The sequence below is a fragment of the Mesorhizobium sp. YC-39 genome (assembly GCF_025753795.1).
Taxonomy (GTDB): Bacteria; Pseudomonadota; Alphaproteobacteria; order Rhizobiales; family Rhizobiaceae; genus Mesorhizobium.
In genome coordinates this window covers 211,863-228,898 of record NZ_JAOWPS010000004.1, presented here as the reverse complement: position 1 = coordinate 228,898, position 17,036 = coordinate 211,863, and the positions used below count along the sequence as shown (strand labels likewise).

Below are 17,036 nucleotides of genomic sequence, written 5' to 3'. Positions count from 1 at the left end.
CTGTCAACACCTCCTGAAGCGCTTGGTTGCAAGTGTAAAGCGCAAGGACGAATGACTTGCGCCGCCCCGCGCTACTTCAGTCAGTGACCCGGTGTTGTTCATGGATGCCGGCGCCATCGTCGAGAGCGGCACGCCCGACGAGTTCTTCTTGCACCCCAAGACCGACCGCAGCCGCGCTTTTCTGAGCAAGATCCTGTGGCATTAGGGTTCAGACTCATCAGTTGGCTACCGCCGGTGGCCGAGATGGGGTGGAAAACGGTCCCGACGGTCAGGCTGCAAGCGCAGCCGGCAGCGCGTACCGGCGCAGGATGACTTCTCCGGGAACCGATTGGAGAACAGGGTTGTCGTAAAGCCCGGCCATGACCACGACGACCAGATCCAGTTCCGGCACGATGAACAACCTTTGACCCCCGTACCCTACGCCGGAGATCCATCTGATCTCGCGCCGACGGACGAGGGACCGACCGAGCCACCATTGGAAACCATAGAAGAATAGGCCTTCGCCGTTCACATGCGGACTGGTCGACTCGTCGACCCATGCCTCGGAAACAATCCGCCTGCCGTTCCACATCCCGCGCCCCAAGATCGCTTGGCCGATCTTGGCAAGGTCGCGGGGCCGCATGCGGAGCCCCGAGACCGCGTTTGGCGTGCCGTCCGCATAGCGAACCCATTCGACATCCTGGATCCCGAGGGGATCGAACAACATCTCTGCCGCGAGCACGTCGACCGGTCGTCCCGATGTCTTTTGCAGGATTGTGGCGAGGAGAGCAGTTAGGCCGCCATTGTAGACGTACGCTACGCCGGGCGGCCGCGCAATCGGTTGCTCGAGCACATAGCGGCACTGGTCGGGCGCATCGATCATCCGTCGTTCGCTGTTGGCCGGGTCGCTGTAGGGAAGATATTCGTTCCACGCCAAGCCCGCCGACATCGTGAGAAGGTGACGGAGATTGATCCGGCCCTTTTCCGGGGTCCGGAGATCGATGTGTTCGGGAAAGTAAGAGAAGACGGACTCGTCCAGGTCTTTAATCCAGCCGCGATCGACGGCCATGCCGAAGAGCAGCGATGTGGTACTCTTCGTGATCGAGCGCAGGTCGTGCCTGAGTTTGGAGTGATATGAAACGCGACCGAGAGGTGTTGCCCAGGCATTGTCTTCGCCGGTGAAGTAGTGCTCGTAGACAAGCTTGCCATGGTGGACAATTAACGCTGCGTGAACGTTGGCATCAGTCCAGCTTTCGAACTGCGGCGCGAGACCGCCAAGCAGGATCGCATCCATGTCTTCATCTTCAGGGCGAGAAACCACCCAGCCATCGTTCTGATCTTGTGGGTGAGTCAGTTCTTCCAAAGCCAACCTGCCAATTGGATGTTTCGTAGATGTGTCAGGTTGCTTTGTTCCGGCAACGTCTGCAAGGGCCGAACTCGGTCGTTCAGAGTGATTAGGTTTGACCCCTAAAACGCCAGCCAGACCCGGCCGGCGTCTTCAGCCGACCGTCGCTGGAGGCTGAGTGCGAACCTCACCCCATTTGCTGGTCCGCTAGCCGACTTGCCTGCGTCCCTCAGAGTGTCGCCAGCCGCGAATTTGTCAGGGTCTTTCCATAGGCTAGCCGCAGCCTCCGCTTCTCCTCCAGCGCAATGATGACGGGTGCGGCAAAATCCGTCTTGTACATCGCGGCGAGCCGTGTCAGCCCGCCTGGCGTGAACACGTTGATCTCCAGAAGTTTGTCCCCGACGATGTCGAGCCCAACCAGAAACATGCCGTCGCTGATCAATTTGGGGCGCACCATCTCGGCAATGCCTAACATCGTGCTCGTTACCTTGACCCTGCGGGCTGTTCCAGCGGCATGGATATTGGACCGGACGTCGCCCTTGGCTGGAACGCGGCGAAAGGCTGCGTAATTGCCGTCGCGCACCAGCGGCAGGCCGTTCATCAGGAACAGACGTACGTCACCAGCCTTGGCCTCCGGAATGTAGACCTGCGCGATGAGATAGCCGGCGCCGCTGGCCGCTTCGAAAATCTGGTTGAGGTTGGAATCGGTGGGCGTCGCAATATGGAAGACATTCTTGCCACCCGACCCCTGCAGCGGTTTGACAATGCAGCCCTTCGAGTTTTTGTCGATGAAGGCGCGGATCTCGGTGATGCTGCGCGATATCAGGGTCGCCGGCCTGACCGCCTCGGGAAAAGACTGAAGATAGAGCTTGCTCTGCGCCTGCCCCAGGCCGTCCGGATCGTTGACGACTATCGTGCCGCGTTCCGCCGCGAGCCGCCCGAACATAACGCCTGCATTGGCGGCCCATGGTCGATCGGTGGCGTCCAGCGACGGGTCGTTGCGCAGAAAGACAATGTCGATATCGCTGATCGCGAAGGTCTTTTTCTGCTTCGCGGCGTCCTTCAGGGCGGCATGCAGCCTGTCGGACGTCTTATAGGGAGCGTCCGGCAGAACCGCGACGCTAACAGCCAGACTGTCGTCCGGCCGCAATATAAAGTCGCCGGGTTCAACATAGACAACGGAATGGCCGCGCTGGACTGCAGCCAGCGCCAACGCTGTCGTCGTGTAGGCAGGCGTCTCGCTCTCAATGGAATTGACAAAGAACGCAATGCGCATCGAGGAGACTCCGCTCAGGTTTCAACCATATCGATCGGATCGATTCCCGCCATCGCTTTCTTGAGGCGCGAACGCGCCGCGTCGGAAGAGAGGAATGCAGGCTCAAGGCGCGGCGCCCGCAGCAAGCCGCGCGCGTTGAGTTCCTGGATCGCTCCAAAATGCGCGGCGGAGATCTTGCCGATCCAGAACGGCGTGAGGCTGCCGCCGTGCTTCAGGTGATCGAGGACCTGCACAATGCCACGCAGATAGATGGCGTCTTTTGCCAGGCCCCCGCCTCGATAGACACGCAGTACGACATTGAAAGTGCTCCGCTCGTCGAGGCCGAAATCCCTGTGGAGAATGCGGAAGGTTTCCTCGAATGTTGCGCCGTTGAGCATCGCCTGACAGGCGACAACCCTGGCCGCGATCAGCCTCAGCCGCGCCGCGGTCATGCCGCCGACCAGATATTCCGCCAGCACGGCCAGTCCCTCCTGCATGCCCTCATAGCCGGCCAGCCCGCTGCGGAAAATGGCGAGCCCCTGCGCATCGCCGTTGAAGTAGGTCAGCAGATGCACACCGATCTCGTGGCTAAGCAGCGCGGTAAGACGCTCCGGTGGAAGGTTGGTATCGCGCGAAACCAGCAGCCGGTTTCGCGAGACGAGGAGGCCGGCCGGCAGGTCGCCGCGGATCTCCACGGAAGCATCGAATTCGGGATAGGCTGCCCGGTAGCCGGCGATCATGTCGCGTGCGGCAGCGGCGACAGCGTCGGCGCCCAGGCCCTCCTGCCGGGACGTCGCAACGCTGGGCGCCTTTTCGAGAATGGCGCGTGCGCGCGCCGCCAGCCCCGGCTCGACGCTGCCATAGAGTGCTCTTCCGAGTTCGGCGAAGCGCGGCGTTTCGCGTGCCGCGAGCATCGACAGTTGGAGATCGAGTTCCTGCTGCTTTTCGGAGAGCAGCTTGGTCAGCAGCGGATCTTCCAGATGATCGAGCGAGACCGAATAGAGCTTCCGTTTCTGGGCGGCGGCCTCGAACTCGAGCGGCCTGTAGAGCAATGTGGGCACCCTCTCGAAGGCGCCGGCCTGGAATTCCAGCCAGGCTGGTTCGGCATTGATCGGTGTGACGGCAAGCAGAAAATCGAATGTCGACGCGACGTTGTCGATCGCCCGATCGGCGCGCACGACCGCGTCGATATAGGCGCGCCGCCCCAGCGAACGATGGGTTGCCGGCTGTTCCAGCCTTGATGCCTTCAGGAAGGCGCTGACGGCCTGAAGCGCCGAATCGACCATGTTGGCGACGACAAGGTCGTGGAGATCAGGGTAGACGCGCTTGGTGCCAGGCACCCGGTAGATCGGTGCGAAGCGCACCGTCAGGCACGCCTCGTCACCGAGATCATCCCAGAGCCGTGCTTCGGCGCGTGTCGTTGGATTGAGTTCGTCCACGCGAGGCGTGCGGTACTTTGCTTCACGTGCGGACGCAGCCGTAGTGAAGCGCTTGAGCGCCGCCTTCTCCGCCGCCGTGTCGCCGCAGGCCAACGCAATCTCGAAAGGTGGCAGGAACGGAACATCCTCCGTCAGGAACCGGTCTTCGGCCAACTCGCCGATGTCCAGCATGAGGAAGGCACCGCAGTGATCGCGCATTCTTCGCGCCACCAGCCGCGCGACCTCGCCGGCAAGGCCGATGTCGGCCGCGATCAGATAGGAGGCGTTGGCGGAGACGGCGTGGAATGCCGCATCCTGATGCGAGCCAACATGGACACACAGAAACGGCAGCGGCCGATCCATATGCAAACGGTTGCCATTGCCGAAGTCGCGGCGGATTGGCTTGCCGTCCCGCAAAAGCGCGTCCAGGTCCGCTTCGATTTGCGCCAACGGAGGCGCGGGCTCGGCGAGCTTGGGCTTCATCGCATGGCCCGCAGCGCCGACTCCAGGACGGGCACCGTAGAGGCCAGCATGGCGCGCAGCCGCTCGATTGTTCCCCAGTCGGGCTCACCGCTCCATTCGTCCATGAAGATCTTCTTGAACTCTACCGCGATGGCGCAGCCGTTTTCCAAGAAATTGGCATGGACGAAACGGGTCTGTTCGCCCTTGCCCTGGAAAGACACATTCTCGCGCACGTCGATCGGTTCGCCGTTGAGACGCTGGCCGCGGAGCGTCTCGATGAAAGCGTCGACGACCGGTGCCCAGCGCGCGCGGTCCATGGAAGACGTACCAATGTTGATGTCGGGCGCGACGTCGCGAGACGTAGGCATGGCCTCCGGCCCGTCGCGCCGGTGATTATAGCTGTGGACGTCGACGAGAACGAACCTGCCATGGCGCCCCTCGATACCGGCAAGGACACGGTTCAGCTCACTGTAGAAGGCGTCGTGAAAGGCGAGAGACTCCTTGACGATGTCCTCGGCCGGCTGCTCTCGCCAGACTTTCAGACCCCAGGACTGGTCCGGCGACCGGTAGACCGCGGCGTCGCGCGCGCGGTTCAGGTCGACCTGGAAGCGCGATCGATGAACGATGATCTGGGTGGGAAAATCGGCAATGAAACGCTCGGTGAACGGGTCCTCTTCTCGACGCCGGTCGGGTTCGGAAAGGCACATAAGCGATCGACAAGCCCTGCCAACGTCGGTGCCGCTGTGAATGGCTGTACCGACTATCGGAGACTCTCCGAGCTTGATCGTCCAGCCTGCCCCGCCCGGATCGTTGTCGGAAGTCTTGTTCATGCTTCATCCAAATGCGGGGAGAGTGCGGACGGTTCCGCCTGGGGTCGAATTCGGTCGTTCCGCATGATTGGGTTTTGACCCTAACATCGGTCGGGTCTGCCCAGCGTTTTCAGCCGAACGTCGCCAGCGGCTCGGCGTTGACCTCAACCCACTGGTAGCGCCGGCTGTCGTGATAGAAGGATTGGAAGGGCTGCGGGAACGAAGGATCGGCGAAGGCGCCTACCGGGATGGCGATCAGGCCGGGCTGGACGTCAATCCGGTAATGGACGTTGGTCCCGCAATCCGGGCAGAAGCTGTAGGTGACGCGGCCACCTGCTTCGCCGATGCGGGTGAACTGCGCCGCTCGTCCCTCGATCGACACCTTGTCCTCGGGAAACCGCGCGTTGAAGCTGAACGCACTGCCGGTACGCCGCTTGCAGGCCAGGCAATGGCATACCGAAACCCGTACCGGCTCACCCGAACAGGTGGCTGAAAGCTGACCGCAGGAACATTCGGCGCGGCGCGTGACCATGGCTGGCTCCTCCTCGAAAGATATCACTGCGTGTCGGCATGTGCCCTCAGCTCGGCCCTCTTCTCGTCGGACACGACGGCAAGGTCGAGCACCTTCTGCAGCTCGGCTGCATGCCGGAACGACGGCTCGGCTTGAACACCGCTCAGCACCGCATCGACAAAGCGCTGGTAGTTGGTCGGCACCGAGCCGGGATCGAGGGGCTGCCATTTGGCGTTCTCAATGTCCTCGCCCATGCACGCTTTCAGCTCCGAGCCGTTCAAATTGTGCACGACTTCGATACCGCCCTTGTCGCCATATATGCGCAGCCGCAATTCATTGAGATGGCCGGTCGCCCAGCGGCTGGCGTGCACCATGCCGAACGCGCCGTTGGAGAAATCCAGCGCCATGGCGAAGCTGTCATTGGCGTCGAGGTCGTATTCGCCGATCCGGTTGCCGGGCGCCTTGTCGAAGGTTCTCAGCCGGCAGAACACATGGTCGATGTCGAGCGCCGCGCCATAGCTGGCGAAATCGAGGATGTGGATGCCGACGTCGCCCAGCACGCCATTGGAGCCGTGGCCGCGCGACAGGCGCCACAGCCATTTCGGGTCCGTGCGCCAGTCGCCCCAGAACTTGGACACCAGCCAGCTCTGCAGATAGGACGCCTCGACATGCCGGACCTCGCCGATCTCGCCGGCCAGCACCATGGCGCGCGCCTTCTGCAGCGCCGCCACATTGCGATAGGTCAGGTTGACCATGTTGATGATGCCGGCCCGCTCGGCGGCATCGGCCATCTCGCTGGCCTTCTCAAAGTTTTCGGCCAGCGGCTTTTCGCACAGCACCGGCTTGCCCACCGCGACCAGCATCATCGTGGTCGGATGGTGAATGCGATCCGGCGTCACGTTTGCCGCGGCATCGAACTCACCCCATGCCAGCGCATCCTCCAGCGAGGTGAACCGGTTGGGAATGCCGTGGCTGTCAGAAAATTCATCGACACGTTTGCGGTCGACATCGACGGCGCCGACCAGTTCGACGCCATCGATCTTGCCGAACTGCCGGGCGTGCTCCTGCGCCATCCAGCCGGTGCCGAGTATCAAAAGGCGCATGATTCTTATCCTTAGAATGGAGCTTTATCTTCTTGTTTGATCATGGATTTTCCGAACCAGGATTCGGGATCATGGTCTAGCGATAGCCGCGTTCACCCGCGGCATGAAGTTTTCCGCCGCGCTCGACGATCGGCTCCAGCGCCTTTTCCACCGGCACGTTCGGCGCCTCGAGGACGGCAGGATTTGCCCCTTGCGGGTTATGCGCCCATTTCACCGCGTTGCGCAGCACCTTCTGCACGGTGGCGTCGTGATAAGTCGGGTAGGTCTCATGCCCCGGCCTGAAATAGAAGATGTTGCCGGCCCCTCGGCGATAAGTCAGCCCCGACCGGAACACTTCGCCGCCCTGGAACCAGGAGATGAAGACCGTCTCCAGCGGCTCCGGCACGGCGAACTGCTCGCCATACATTTCTTCGTTTTCGAGCTCGAAATACTCGCCGATCCCGGCAGTGATCGGATGATTGGGGCTGGTCACCCAGAGCCGCTCGCGCTCGCCTGCCTCGCGCCATTTCAGCGTGCACGGCGTGCCCATCAGCCTCTTGAAGATTTTCGAGAAATGGCCGGAATGGAGGATGATCAACCCCATGCCTTCCCAGACACGGCGCGCCACGCGCTCGACGATTTCGTCGGCGACCGCGCCATGGTCCTTGTGCCCCCACCACACGAGTACGTCGGTTTCAGCCAGGCGGTCGGCCGGCAAGCCATGCTCAGGCTGCTCGAGCGTCGCGGTCGAGGCGGAAATGCCCTTATCGGTGTTCAGCGCGTTGGCGATCGTCGCGTGCATGCCCTCGGGGTAAATGCCCGCGACCACCTCATTGGTCCGCTCATGGATATTCTCGCCCCAGACGACAGCGCGTATTGTCATGACATCCTCTTGGTGAACCGGAGCCGACCCGCCCCGGCCAGTCATAGTCTGCCCGGCCGGGAATGAAAACGGTTTCGGTGGCGGCTGCTGACAATCGGGTGGCTGTGGCGGCTTTCATTCTCGCCGCTGCGGGTCTACGCGCCGAGCTCCTTCGACGCGATCCGCGTCAGCGGCTGGTTAGCCGCGCACGACGAGGCGCTTGATCTTGCCTTTCTTGTAGGCGGCTAGGAAGCGCGCATAGTCCTTGAAGGCCACGCAGCCATGGGATTCCGCACGGCCGCCGCGCAGCAGATAGCTGTGGGCGAGCAGACCGTCGCGGCCATATTTGTTGTTGCCGCTGGTGGGGGTGAGACGTATCGCCTCGACGCCGTGGAAGCGCGATTCGCGCAGCTTCAAGTCATAGGTGCCGGGCGGTGTCGGGCCGACATTTTTGCGGTTGGCGTAGCGCGGCTGATCGGCCATCGAGCCAATTCCCGAATGTGCCTCGAGTCGCGAACCGTCCGGCATATAGACGGTTTTCGCCGAGATATCGTAGACGGCGACGCCGCTGCCCAGGGATGGCCTGGTGAAAAGGTTCCTGAAGGCTCCGCCAACGCCGCGCTCAGGATTGTCCGGCTTGGCAAAGGCCAGCATGTCGCCGGCCTGAGCTTTCGATCGCTTGGCCGGCTTGCCCTGGCCGCTTTGCGTGCCCTGGCCGCTTTGCGTGCCCTGGCCGCTTTGCGTGCCCTGGCCGTTTTGCGTGCCCTGGCTGGCTCGCGTGCTCCGGCTGGTTGGGCTGACTTGCATACCCTGGCTGCCTTCCACGCCTGGCGGCGCGGCGAGTGACGAATTCCGTGGCGACAAGGCTCTTGGAGATTGTGGCGTTTCGACTTGCGGCGCATCGGCCGTCCTGCTCGCCTTGGCTTTGGGTGCCTGGGCAGCCTTGGAAGGCTTGGCCGGCTGGGTGCTCGGTGCCTTGGGCGCCTCGACCTCCGGCGCCTCGTCCGACTGCTCGATTTTCGCCTGCGGACGCAAGCTTGGCACCGGAATGCTGTCGGGCATCTCGTCCTGTGGCGGCAGCGAGGCCACCTGCACTTCACCCTGCTGCGGCTCTTGCGCGGCTGCAGTATCATTTGCCATTGCCGCCGGCGGCAGCACATCGATCATCTGTTCCGGCAATACGTTCGCCAACGCCAGCGCCAGGCGTGAGGATCGTTCTATCTCCGCGACCTCAGGCCCGAATCGCTCAGATGCGGGACCACGCGGGTCCGGCACGCGCGCGGCGCCTGCAAAGCGAGCCCCCATCGGCAGGCTGGCAAGCGCCGATGGTGCGCCAGGAACGTGAGAAGAGGCATTGGCAAAGGCAGCGGCAAGCTTTTGCGGCGACAACGCGGCTTTCGCCACCACGCTGTCGAAGCGGTCGCGGACAGGAGCGACCTCGTTCGACCGCGCCAAAGGCTCGATGCGCGCCGCCTTGCCATCATGCGAGAAGCTGCCGGCGGCGTGCATGCAGCCGGCGTCGCATCGATTGAGCAGCGACCCCTGCCGGCTGGTGGAGAGCGGCGGCGCCCATGAATTGGCCCATGAATTTGCGAGCGTGCGGCGCGGATCGGCAAACGCAATGGTGCGCGGCGCCAGCAGGCTTTGCGGCAGGCTGTTGGAAGCGGCGGTGAGCGATGTACCCACCGAGTAGAGGCCGGCCATGGTCGCCACCGACCACAAAACGACCGCCGCGCCGACGGCTGGAACCGCGACCCAACGCAGGCTGGGCCTCATCGAAGTCAATCCAGAAGGATTGTCACCCCGGGTTTTCAAAAACACAAACGCCATACAACACTCTCAATCGGCTTGCCGGCTTGCGCCCTCGCATCCGTTACGATCACAGTTCGCCTGATGCCCCCCGGCACCCTTCGCTGCTGTTGCCGATTGATTCAAAAGATGGACAAAGTTGGTTAACCAATCCCTCCACCGGTCGCCGATTTGGCGGCGGTCACTCCGAAAAAAGTATCCTCATGACTATGAAAGTGGCAAAATTGCCCTCCATATCAGGCTTTGCTGCCCGTTTTCGCCGGTCGAGTCAAGCAAAGGGGTGGGTGTTAGACCTTTAGGGCTAGCAGCAATTGCCTTTGCGACAATCCCTGACTGGCCCGCCCCCTACGCCAGGACGCGGGCCACAATCGTGTAGTTGACAGATACTATGCAGCCTGCAGATTTTCCTTCGGCCGCAGATTCTGGTTCATGCGGAACAGGTTCAGCGGGTCGTAGCGCTGCTTGATTTCCAGAAGGCGCTGATAGTTGCCGCCATAGGCCACTTCGACCCTCTCCGCCTCGTCCTCGGGCATGAAATTGACATAGGCTGTGCCAGCGGCATAGGGCTTGGTCGCCTCATAGATACCACGCGCCCAGTCGATGCAGGCCTTGTCCATTCCCGGTTCGCGCCAGCGCGCGTGGACGTTCATGACGAAATGCGTGCTGCGCTGCGGAAACGCCGTTTCGTCGGCTTTCACCCGGCCCGCCGCACCGCCGACATGGCCAAGGAATATTTCGCATTCAGGTCCCGGAAGCCTTGGTATCGCTGCCGTGATGACCTCGATCGCGCTGTCGGAAAGTCCGGTGAAATCATGGCTCTTCCAATAGTTGCGGGCGCCGGGTGTAAGCAACGGATCGAATGCCTGCTGCCAGCCGGCGAGCGGGTTGGGACCGACGACATCGACGATCGGCGTGCCGATGGCGCGAAGCCTTTTCGTCGCCCTCGCTCCCTCCTTAAGATCGCCGCAATAGCACATGGCCAGAACCAGAACTTCCTTGCCGTGCCATTCTGCCGGCAGGAAGGGTAGTGGCGGCGCCTGCCGCATGACCACCCAGCAGGTCAGTTCGTCGGGCGCCAGTTCAAGCGCCGCGCGATATTCCCGCAGCACCTCTTGGGCATCGGCGAAGGGATGAATGACAAGTCCCGACAGAACCTGGGGACCGACACGGTGAAGCTTGAATTCGAAAGCCGTGACGACACCGAAATTGCCGCCGCCGCCGCGCAGCGCCCAGAACAGGTCCGGATTCTCGGTCTGGCTGGCGCGCAGCAGCTTGCCGTCGGCGGTCACCACATCGGCGCTGAGAAGATTGTCGATGGTCAGGCCGAATTTCCGCGTGAGCCAGCCGAAGCCGCCGCCCAGCGTCAGGCCGGATATGCCGGTGGTCGAGTTGATGCCGGTCGGTATCGCCAATTCGAAAGCCTGCGTTTCCTGGTCGACATCGGCAAGCGTCGCCCCAGGCTCCACCCATACCCGCCGCGTCGGCGGATCGACCCGCACCGATTTCATCGGCGAAAGATCGATCATCAGGCCGCCGTCGCAGACGGCGCTGCCGGCGATGTTGTGACCGCCGCCGCGAACCGCGACCAGAATCCGGTTTTCCCTGGCGAAGTTCACCGCGGCAATGACGTCGGCGGCGCCGGCGCAGCGCACGATCAGTCCTGGCCGCCGGTCGATCATGGCATTCCAGATGCTGCGTGCCTCGTCATAGGCGCCATCACCTTCCCTCAGCACCGTGCCGCGCAATCGCGCCGAAAGCGCCTCCAGGGCCGCGGCATCGATCGTCGTCTTGCCGCGTTCAAGTGTAGTGAGGCTCATGCTGTCCATGGTTTCCTCCCGCTTTGCTTATGAGCCGTTTTCTCCCCGTCCAACTTGGAAGTGTGCGCTTATATTAGGGATCGCGCAAGTTTCTAGGCTGCCCGCTGGGCGGCGAGTTAGCTGCCTGCAAGCCAGATGATTCCGCTGAAAGCCGGCGACAGAAAAGGCGATGCGTCAGACAAAGCCGGGAACCGGCTTTATCTTGCCGCTCAGTTGAGCACCCAAGGTCAGTGCCTTCGGGAAATTCCGGACGGTCGCCTCCATCAGGGCGGCGCTGCCGGGGCGAAGGGCAATTCGGGCAATAGCGGCAGCGGCGTAGACCCGCGTCGAAAACAGTCCTTTCCAGGCCGCCGCATAGTGCCTGCCGGCGGCCTCGCGCCCTGCCCGGCCAGCTGGCGCGCATGCGAGTTCCGAAGCCAGCAGCCAGCCGGACTGAAGCGCCATCGAGATGCCCTCGGCGACGATCGGATGAGACTCTCCGGCTGCATTGCCGACGCGGAAGATGTCACCTTCGTAGCAGCTGCGAAGTCCCGGCCGGATCGGACCCGCGGCAAGCCATGGACCGTCGAGATGCGCTGTTTCCAGGGCATCCCTGATACCGCGGCACGAGTCCATCAGATGACGGAAGACCGCATCGGAGGCTGACACATGGCCCTGGTGTTCGGGGCCATGGTGTTTGTGCTTGCGCAACTGCGCCAGCATGTCACGCCGAATGCAGCATGAGATCGACAACCGGCCATGATCCGCCCAGACCATGCCGCCATAACCGCCCGGAAACGCCAGCAGAGGCATCAAATCAGGCGCCAGGGATGAGCCGGTGAAATGCGCCTTGAAGCCGAGCAGGTCCGACGGGCGGTTGGCCTTTTCAAGCTGGCTGGGCAGCGGTCCTGGTTCCCAGGAACCGTGCGCGGCGACAATCACCGGCGCACGCAACATCGTCGTTTCGTCTCCGGCTTGAATTTGCACTGTTTGCATGTCGCCATCCCGCTCTATGGCGACGGCACGGTAAGGTTGGAAGATTTCGACACCCGCCGATCGCGCCGCCTGCAAAAGCAGAAAGTCGAGAATGTCCCGGCCGAGTGCCCGGCCGAAGCCATTTGCAGAGGGCTCATCTTTTGCATGGGGCATTGGCGCCTCGACACAAGTCTCGCCCGAAAAGAGACCGACACGACGGATTTCGGGGCCGGCATTGGCGCGCCAGGCTTCGCCGATTCCGAGTCGGTCCAGAAGCGCAAGATTGCTTGCCGACATGTATTCGCCGCAGACCTTGCGGCGCGGGAACGCGCTCTTTTCCACAAGCGCCACGGCCCATCCGTGCCGGGCCAGCGTCAGCGCCACGGATGTGCCCGCCGGGCCGGCGCCGATGATGATCGCGTCATGGGTCGACAATCGCGTCATGGGCCATCTCGATACATGGTCATCTCAAATCGTGGGGTCGGCACCGGCACCGACGAAGATATGCGAAAAAAGGCCGGCACGCCGTTCCTCGATCGGCTTGCCCCTAGCCGCAAGCCAGAGACCGGAAAGCTCGCTGCCGCGAAAGCCGGCACGCACGCTTTGCGCCGCGTCGTTTCGCGTGACGTCATTGGCGCCGATTGCGGGAAGAAGACGGGTTGCTGCCAGTGCCAGTTTCGCCCTCAATGGCTCCGTCGCCAGGAGCAATGGGGCTTTCGGCGCCATCAGCGAAAACAGACGCACGAGCTCCGCGTCGTCGAAGTGATGCAGGAACAGATTGACGGTGATCGCGTCGAATGGCTTGCGCTCGACCGTTCCCGCCCAGTCGAAGACGTCGGCGGTGATCCCGTCTATCTTCCATCCCAGCCTGTCAAAATCAGCGCGCAGTTGCGCGGTGACGAGCTCGACGCGGTCGAGCATCACCAGTTCGACTTCAGGCCAATGCCTGGCCATGCGCCGTGCTACCGCCAGCATGAACCTGCCATCGCCGGCGCCGATCTCCAGAATGCGGCGCGGCGGCTTTGCCACGAACTTCCTGAGCAACGACGCCATGATCGGCGCCTGAAACATCAGCATGTTGATGCGACGAAGGTCGCGGCGCGAGGCAAGTGCTCGCGGATCGTCGGCCGCAAGTCCGTCAAGGATTTCCGGCGCAAGCCGACGGTGATCCAGGCCGCTCATGACACCGTTCGAAAAAGCATGGTTTCGGCTGTCAGTCCGGGTCCGAACGACATGCCGCAGCCGAGCAGGCCCGGCGGCGCCTTGAACATCTCTTTCATCACGAACATGACAGTCGCGGACGACATGTTTCCGTATTTGCGCAACACCTCGCGCGATGGCGCAAGCGCGGCGGGCGCGAGCTTCAAGGCCCTGTCGACGGCGTCGAGCACCGAACGTCCGCCCGGATGCACGGCCCAAAGGTCGATCGCCTCGACCGGCCGGCCACCGAGGATGGCGGCATGGTTGTCCCGCAACGCTTCATGAATCGCCGCCGGGACATGGCCGGAAAGAAACATTTCAAAACCATGGTCGCGAATGCTCCAGCGCATCAGATCCCGCCGCTCCTGCGCCACCATGCCGTGAAAGCTATCGAGCTCGATGCCGTGCGGCTCGGCGGTGATGAGCGCGGCCGCGCAGCCGTCGCCCCAGAGGCAGAACGACAGCAGCTTTTCCAGCTCGGCGGTTTCACGCAGATGCATGGTGCAGAGTTCGATATCGACCAGGAGGACCCTGGCGTCCGGGTCGGAGCGGACGATGTGGCGGGCAAGCTTGAGACCGTTGATCGCCGCGTAGCACCCCATGAAACCAATCATCGTGCGTTCGACCCCGTTCGGCAGCCCGCATCGCGCAACCAGATCCAGATCGATGCCCGGCGCCGAAAAACCGGTGCAGGTGGTGACGATGAGATGGGTGACGCGCGAAGCGTCATCGCCAAGCTGCAATCCGTCCACGCCTTTTTGCGCCAGGACAGGTGCGGCATCGTCAAACATGGCCATTCTCACGGCCGTTCCGGGAAACGCACCCCTGATGAAAGTCCCGGCCAGATCGGCGGACGGTCCTTCGGGGTCGGAAGCAGGCGCAAAGCAGGAATAGCGGTGCTCGATGCCGGCAAGATCGGCCATGCGCTCGAAGATTCTGCGACGATCGGGCGCAACCATGGAGGCCGCGAAACGCAGGTAGAATTGATGAACCTCGTGCTCCGGCACCGCTGTTGCGATCCGGTTGATATAGGCTTTGGCAGGCATATTCCGTCTCCTGGGCGTCGTGCACGATGTAGCGTGGGCCACCGCCGGAGGGTTTCTTGCTCATCGGCACCCGGTGCTGGACACCAGGCTGTGAGCGTTGGCTGTTCGATAAACGCTTCGGAAACCGATTTCATCCCGAAGGTTTGGCATGTGCCGTGCCAGGCAGACGGCTCGAACCTGTCGGACGGCTGTGGCGCGTTAGCAACAAAACGGCTTGACCTTCCTGTAGCTGGAACCCTTAGCGTTGCTGCGCAAGGTAGGAGACGACAATGCATCGACGCGGCTTTCTGGCGGCAGGTCTGGCGACGGTTCTTGCGAGCCCGCGCGCCCTCGCCCAGATGAAGATGGACGACATGCCCGGCATGGGCGCTCACGCAGGCCACGACATGGCGGTGCCGCCACAGAGCGCCGTCGTGCTGCCCGAAGGAGAGACGCTGCGCGACTTGCCTCTGCTGGCCAACGAGGCCGCTACCTCAGGCCTGTTCAAGGCGAAGCTGACGGCCGAACCCGCCAAGGCTCGTTTTGCCGAAGGGCTCGACACGCCGATCCTCGCCTATAACGGCACTAGCCCCGGGCCGTTGATCGAGGTGGTCGAGGGCAGCCGCGTCGAGATCACCTTCGCGAACCGGATTCCGGATGAGGCAAGCACCATCCACTGGCACGGTATGCCGGTGCCGGCCGATCAGGACGGCAACCCGATGGACCCGGTCGCGACGGACACCGAGCGCACCTACAGCTTCGAGCTGCCGGAAGGCAGCGCGGGTTCATACTGGTACCATCCGCACCCGCACGGCAAGACGGCCGAGCAGGTCTATCGCGGCCTTGCCGGGGCGTTCGTGGTCAAGCCGAAGGTTGATCCAATTCCGCTCGAATATGGCGATACCGTGCTGGTGTTCACCGACCTTCGCCTTGCCGCCGATGGCACCATGCCGGACAGCACGACGGTCGACCTGATGAATGGCCGCGTCGGCGACCATGTGCTCGTCAATGGACAGAAGAACCCGGCGCTGGCGGTGCCGGTGGGCGCGAAACGGCGCTTCCGGCTCTACAATGCGACCAACGCGCGCTTTTTGCGGCTCTCCTTCGATGACGCGCCCATGACGATCATCGGAACCGACGGCGGCCTGCTGGAAGCGCCGGTCGCCGCCGACGACATCCTGCTCAGCCCGGCGGAGCGTCTCGAACTGATCGTGTCTTTCGACAAGCCCGGCCCCACCACGCTGTATACGCTCGATTACGATCGCGGCTGGATGGGCGCAGGCCGACCGGCCGATGCAGGCCTGACGCTCTTTACGGTCAATGTTTCGGAGACGCCGGCCGAGGCCATCCCGCCACTGCCCGACAGGCTGCGGCCGATTGCGCAACTCGGTGCGCCTGCCGTCAACCGTCGCTTCGTCTTCACCGAAACCATGGCCATGAACGCGAACGGCATGGAGATGGGGTTCCTGATCAACGGCGCCGCCTTTGACATGGGCCGCATCGATGTCGTCTCGAAAGCAGGCGAGGTCGAGCTCTGGGAAATCGCCAACAAGGCGGACATGGACCATCCCTTCCATGTGCACGGCACGCAGTTCCAGGTGGTAGAGCACGAACGCGACGGCCAGGTCTCGAAATCGGCCTACCTGGCCTGGAAGGACACCGTCAACGTTGCGCGCGGCGAGACGGTGCGGCTGCTGCTGCGGCAGGACCGGCCGGGGTTGCGCATGTATCACTGCCACATACTGGAGCATGAGCAGCTCGGCATGATGGGGATCGTCGACGTGCAGGCATAATCTGCCGCTGAGCGGCTTGGCGATTCTGCGAAAGAGGGACAAAAATGAAGCTGAGGACCCGGCCGACGGAGTTAGCTGGGGTTGTTGCTACGCTGCTGGCTTCGACCTGCACCGCAGGTGCTCACCCTCACGTATTTGCGGAGGCACAACTTAACGTCAGTCTGTCATCGGACAAGACGACCGTAAAAACCTTGCGGCATCTTTGGCGCTTTGACGAGCTGTTCTCGAGTACCGTGACGATGGAGTTCGACAAGAACTCAGATCTTCAGCTCGACGTTGCCGAGATGCGGGCGGTGTCGGAAACCATCTACGCGTCGCTCGCGGACTACAACTATTTCCAGATCGTCACGGTGGATGGCAAAGACGTAGCCATGAAAGCCCCGGCATCGCTAAGCGTGCAGTTCGATAACGGCCAGTTGGTCGTGTCCTTTGAATCCGAGCCCAAAACCCCGCTTGCGCTGTCCGGGAAAGTGGATTTCGGGGTCTACGATCCGACGTTCTACACGGCGATCGATTTTGTCACGGACGACAAAATCGCCGTTGACGGTTTGCCGTCTAGCTGCGAGCGCACAGTTCTTCGCCCCAGCGCCGAGGATGCGATCGCGCAGAACCAAAGCAAATTGACGGACGCGTTTTTTAACGATCCGACGGGTACGAACATGGCCAAGATCTTCGCCACCAAGCTTGAGCTCAACTGCAAAGCGGGCTGATGACC

General features: G+C 62.6%; 14 protein-coding genes and 1 pseudogene. 3 read left to right on the top strand and 12 right to left on the bottom strand.

Annotated features, from left to right (window positions below):
- Positions 1-88 precede the first annotated feature (88 nt).
- Positions 89-205 (top strand): annotated as a pseudogene (locus OHD62_RS22430) (polar amino acid ABC transporter ATP-binding protein); the annotation flags it as partial.
- 63 nt (positions 206-268) lie between these two features.
- Here the strand turns inward: OHD62_RS22430 and OHD62_RS22425 are convergent.
- The 12 genes from OHD62_RS22425 to OHD62_RS22370 all read right to left on the bottom strand — a co-directional run bounded on the left by OHD62_RS22425 (position 269) and on the right by OHD62_RS22370 (position 14,549).
- Complete coding sequence (locus OHD62_RS22425; protein WP_263787210.1) at positions 269-1,342, bottom strand: serine hydrolase domain-containing protein; 1,074 nt, start codon at positions 1,340-1,342, stop codon at positions 269-271.
- Positions 1,343-1,553: 211 nt separating this feature from the next.
- Positions 1,554-2,600 carry a glutathione synthetase gene (locus OHD62_RS22420; RefSeq protein WP_263787208.1) on the bottom strand — a complete coding sequence of 349 codons (1,047 nt, stop codon included), beginning with the start codon at positions 2,598-2,600 and terminating at the stop codon, positions 1,554-1,556.
- A gap of 14 nt (positions 2,601-2,614) precedes the next feature.
- Positions 2,615-4,480, bottom strand: coding sequence for a flavohemoglobin expression-modulating QEGLA motif protein (locus OHD62_RS22415; RefSeq protein ID WP_263787206.1), 1,866 nt, complete (start codon positions 4,478-4,480; stop codon positions 2,615-2,617).
- Positions 4,477-5,289, bottom strand: a complete 813-nt coding sequence (locus tag OHD62_RS22410) for an N-formylglutamate amidohydrolase (protein ID WP_263787204.1) — start codon at positions 5,287-5,289, stop codon at positions 4,477-4,479. The genes OHD62_RS22415 and OHD62_RS22410 overlap by 4 nt, the downstream gene beginning before the upstream one ends.
- A gap of 109 nt (positions 5,290-5,398) precedes the next feature.
- Positions 5,399-5,800, bottom strand: a complete 402-nt coding sequence (locus OHD62_RS22405) for a GFA family protein (RefSeq protein WP_263787203.1) — start codon at positions 5,798-5,800, stop codon at positions 5,399-5,401.
- A 23-nt stretch (positions 5,801-5,823) separates the two neighbouring features.
- Positions 5,824-6,882 (bottom strand): Gfo/Idh/MocA family protein, encoded by a 1,059-nt coding sequence (locus OHD62_RS22400; RefSeq protein ID WP_263787201.1) that lies wholly within the window; start codon positions 6,880-6,882, stop codon positions 5,824-5,826.
- 76 nt (positions 6,883-6,958) lie between these two features.
- Entirely contained in the window at positions 6,959-7,744 is a 786-nt protein-coding gene (locus tag OHD62_RS22395) for a ThuA domain-containing protein (protein ID WP_263787200.1), read from the bottom strand.
- A gap of 177 nt (positions 7,745-7,921) precedes the next feature.
- A complete protein-coding gene (locus OHD62_RS22390; protein ID WP_263787197.1) occupies positions 7,922-9,499 on the bottom strand; it encodes a tlde1 domain-containing protein in 1,578 nt (525 codons plus the stop codon).
- A 419-nt stretch (positions 9,500-9,918) separates the two neighbouring features.
- On the bottom strand, positions 9,919-11,358 hold the full coding sequence (locus OHD62_RS22385; RefSeq protein WP_263787196.1) for an FAD-binding oxidoreductase: 1,440 nt from the start codon (positions 11,356-11,358) through the stop codon (positions 9,919-9,921).
- A gap of 165 nt (positions 11,359-11,523) precedes the next feature.
- Positions 11,524-12,747: an NAD(P)/FAD-dependent oxidoreductase gene (locus OHD62_RS22380; RefSeq protein WP_263787195.1), complete on the bottom strand. Its 1,224-nt coding sequence runs from the start codon at positions 12,745-12,747 to the stop codon at positions 11,524-11,526.
- A gap of 24 nt (positions 12,748-12,771) precedes the next feature.
- Positions 12,772-13,485: a methyltransferase domain-containing protein gene (locus OHD62_RS22375; protein WP_263787193.1), complete on the bottom strand. Its 714-nt coding sequence runs from the start codon at positions 13,483-13,485 to the stop codon at positions 12,772-12,774.
- Positions 13,482-14,549: a type III polyketide synthase gene (locus tag OHD62_RS22370; RefSeq protein WP_263787190.1), complete on the bottom strand. Its 1,068-nt coding sequence runs from the start codon at positions 14,547-14,549 to the stop codon at positions 13,482-13,484. Before OHD62_RS22370 ends, OHD62_RS22375 begins: the two co-directional genes overlap by 4 nt.
- Positions 14,550-14,818: 269 nt before the next feature.
- On the opposite strand from OHD62_RS22370, the gene OHD62_RS22365 reads away from it, so the two are divergent.
- Entirely contained in the window at positions 14,819-16,321 is a 1,503-nt protein-coding gene (locus tag OHD62_RS22365) for a multicopper oxidase family protein (protein WP_263787188.1), read from the top strand.
- A gap of 44 nt (positions 16,322-16,365) precedes the next feature.
- On the top strand, positions 16,366-17,031 hold the full coding sequence (locus OHD62_RS22360; RefSeq protein ID WP_263787186.1) for a DUF1007 family protein: 666 nt from the start codon (positions 16,366-16,368) through the stop codon (positions 17,029-17,031).
- Positions 17,032-17,036 lie beyond the last annotated feature (5 nt).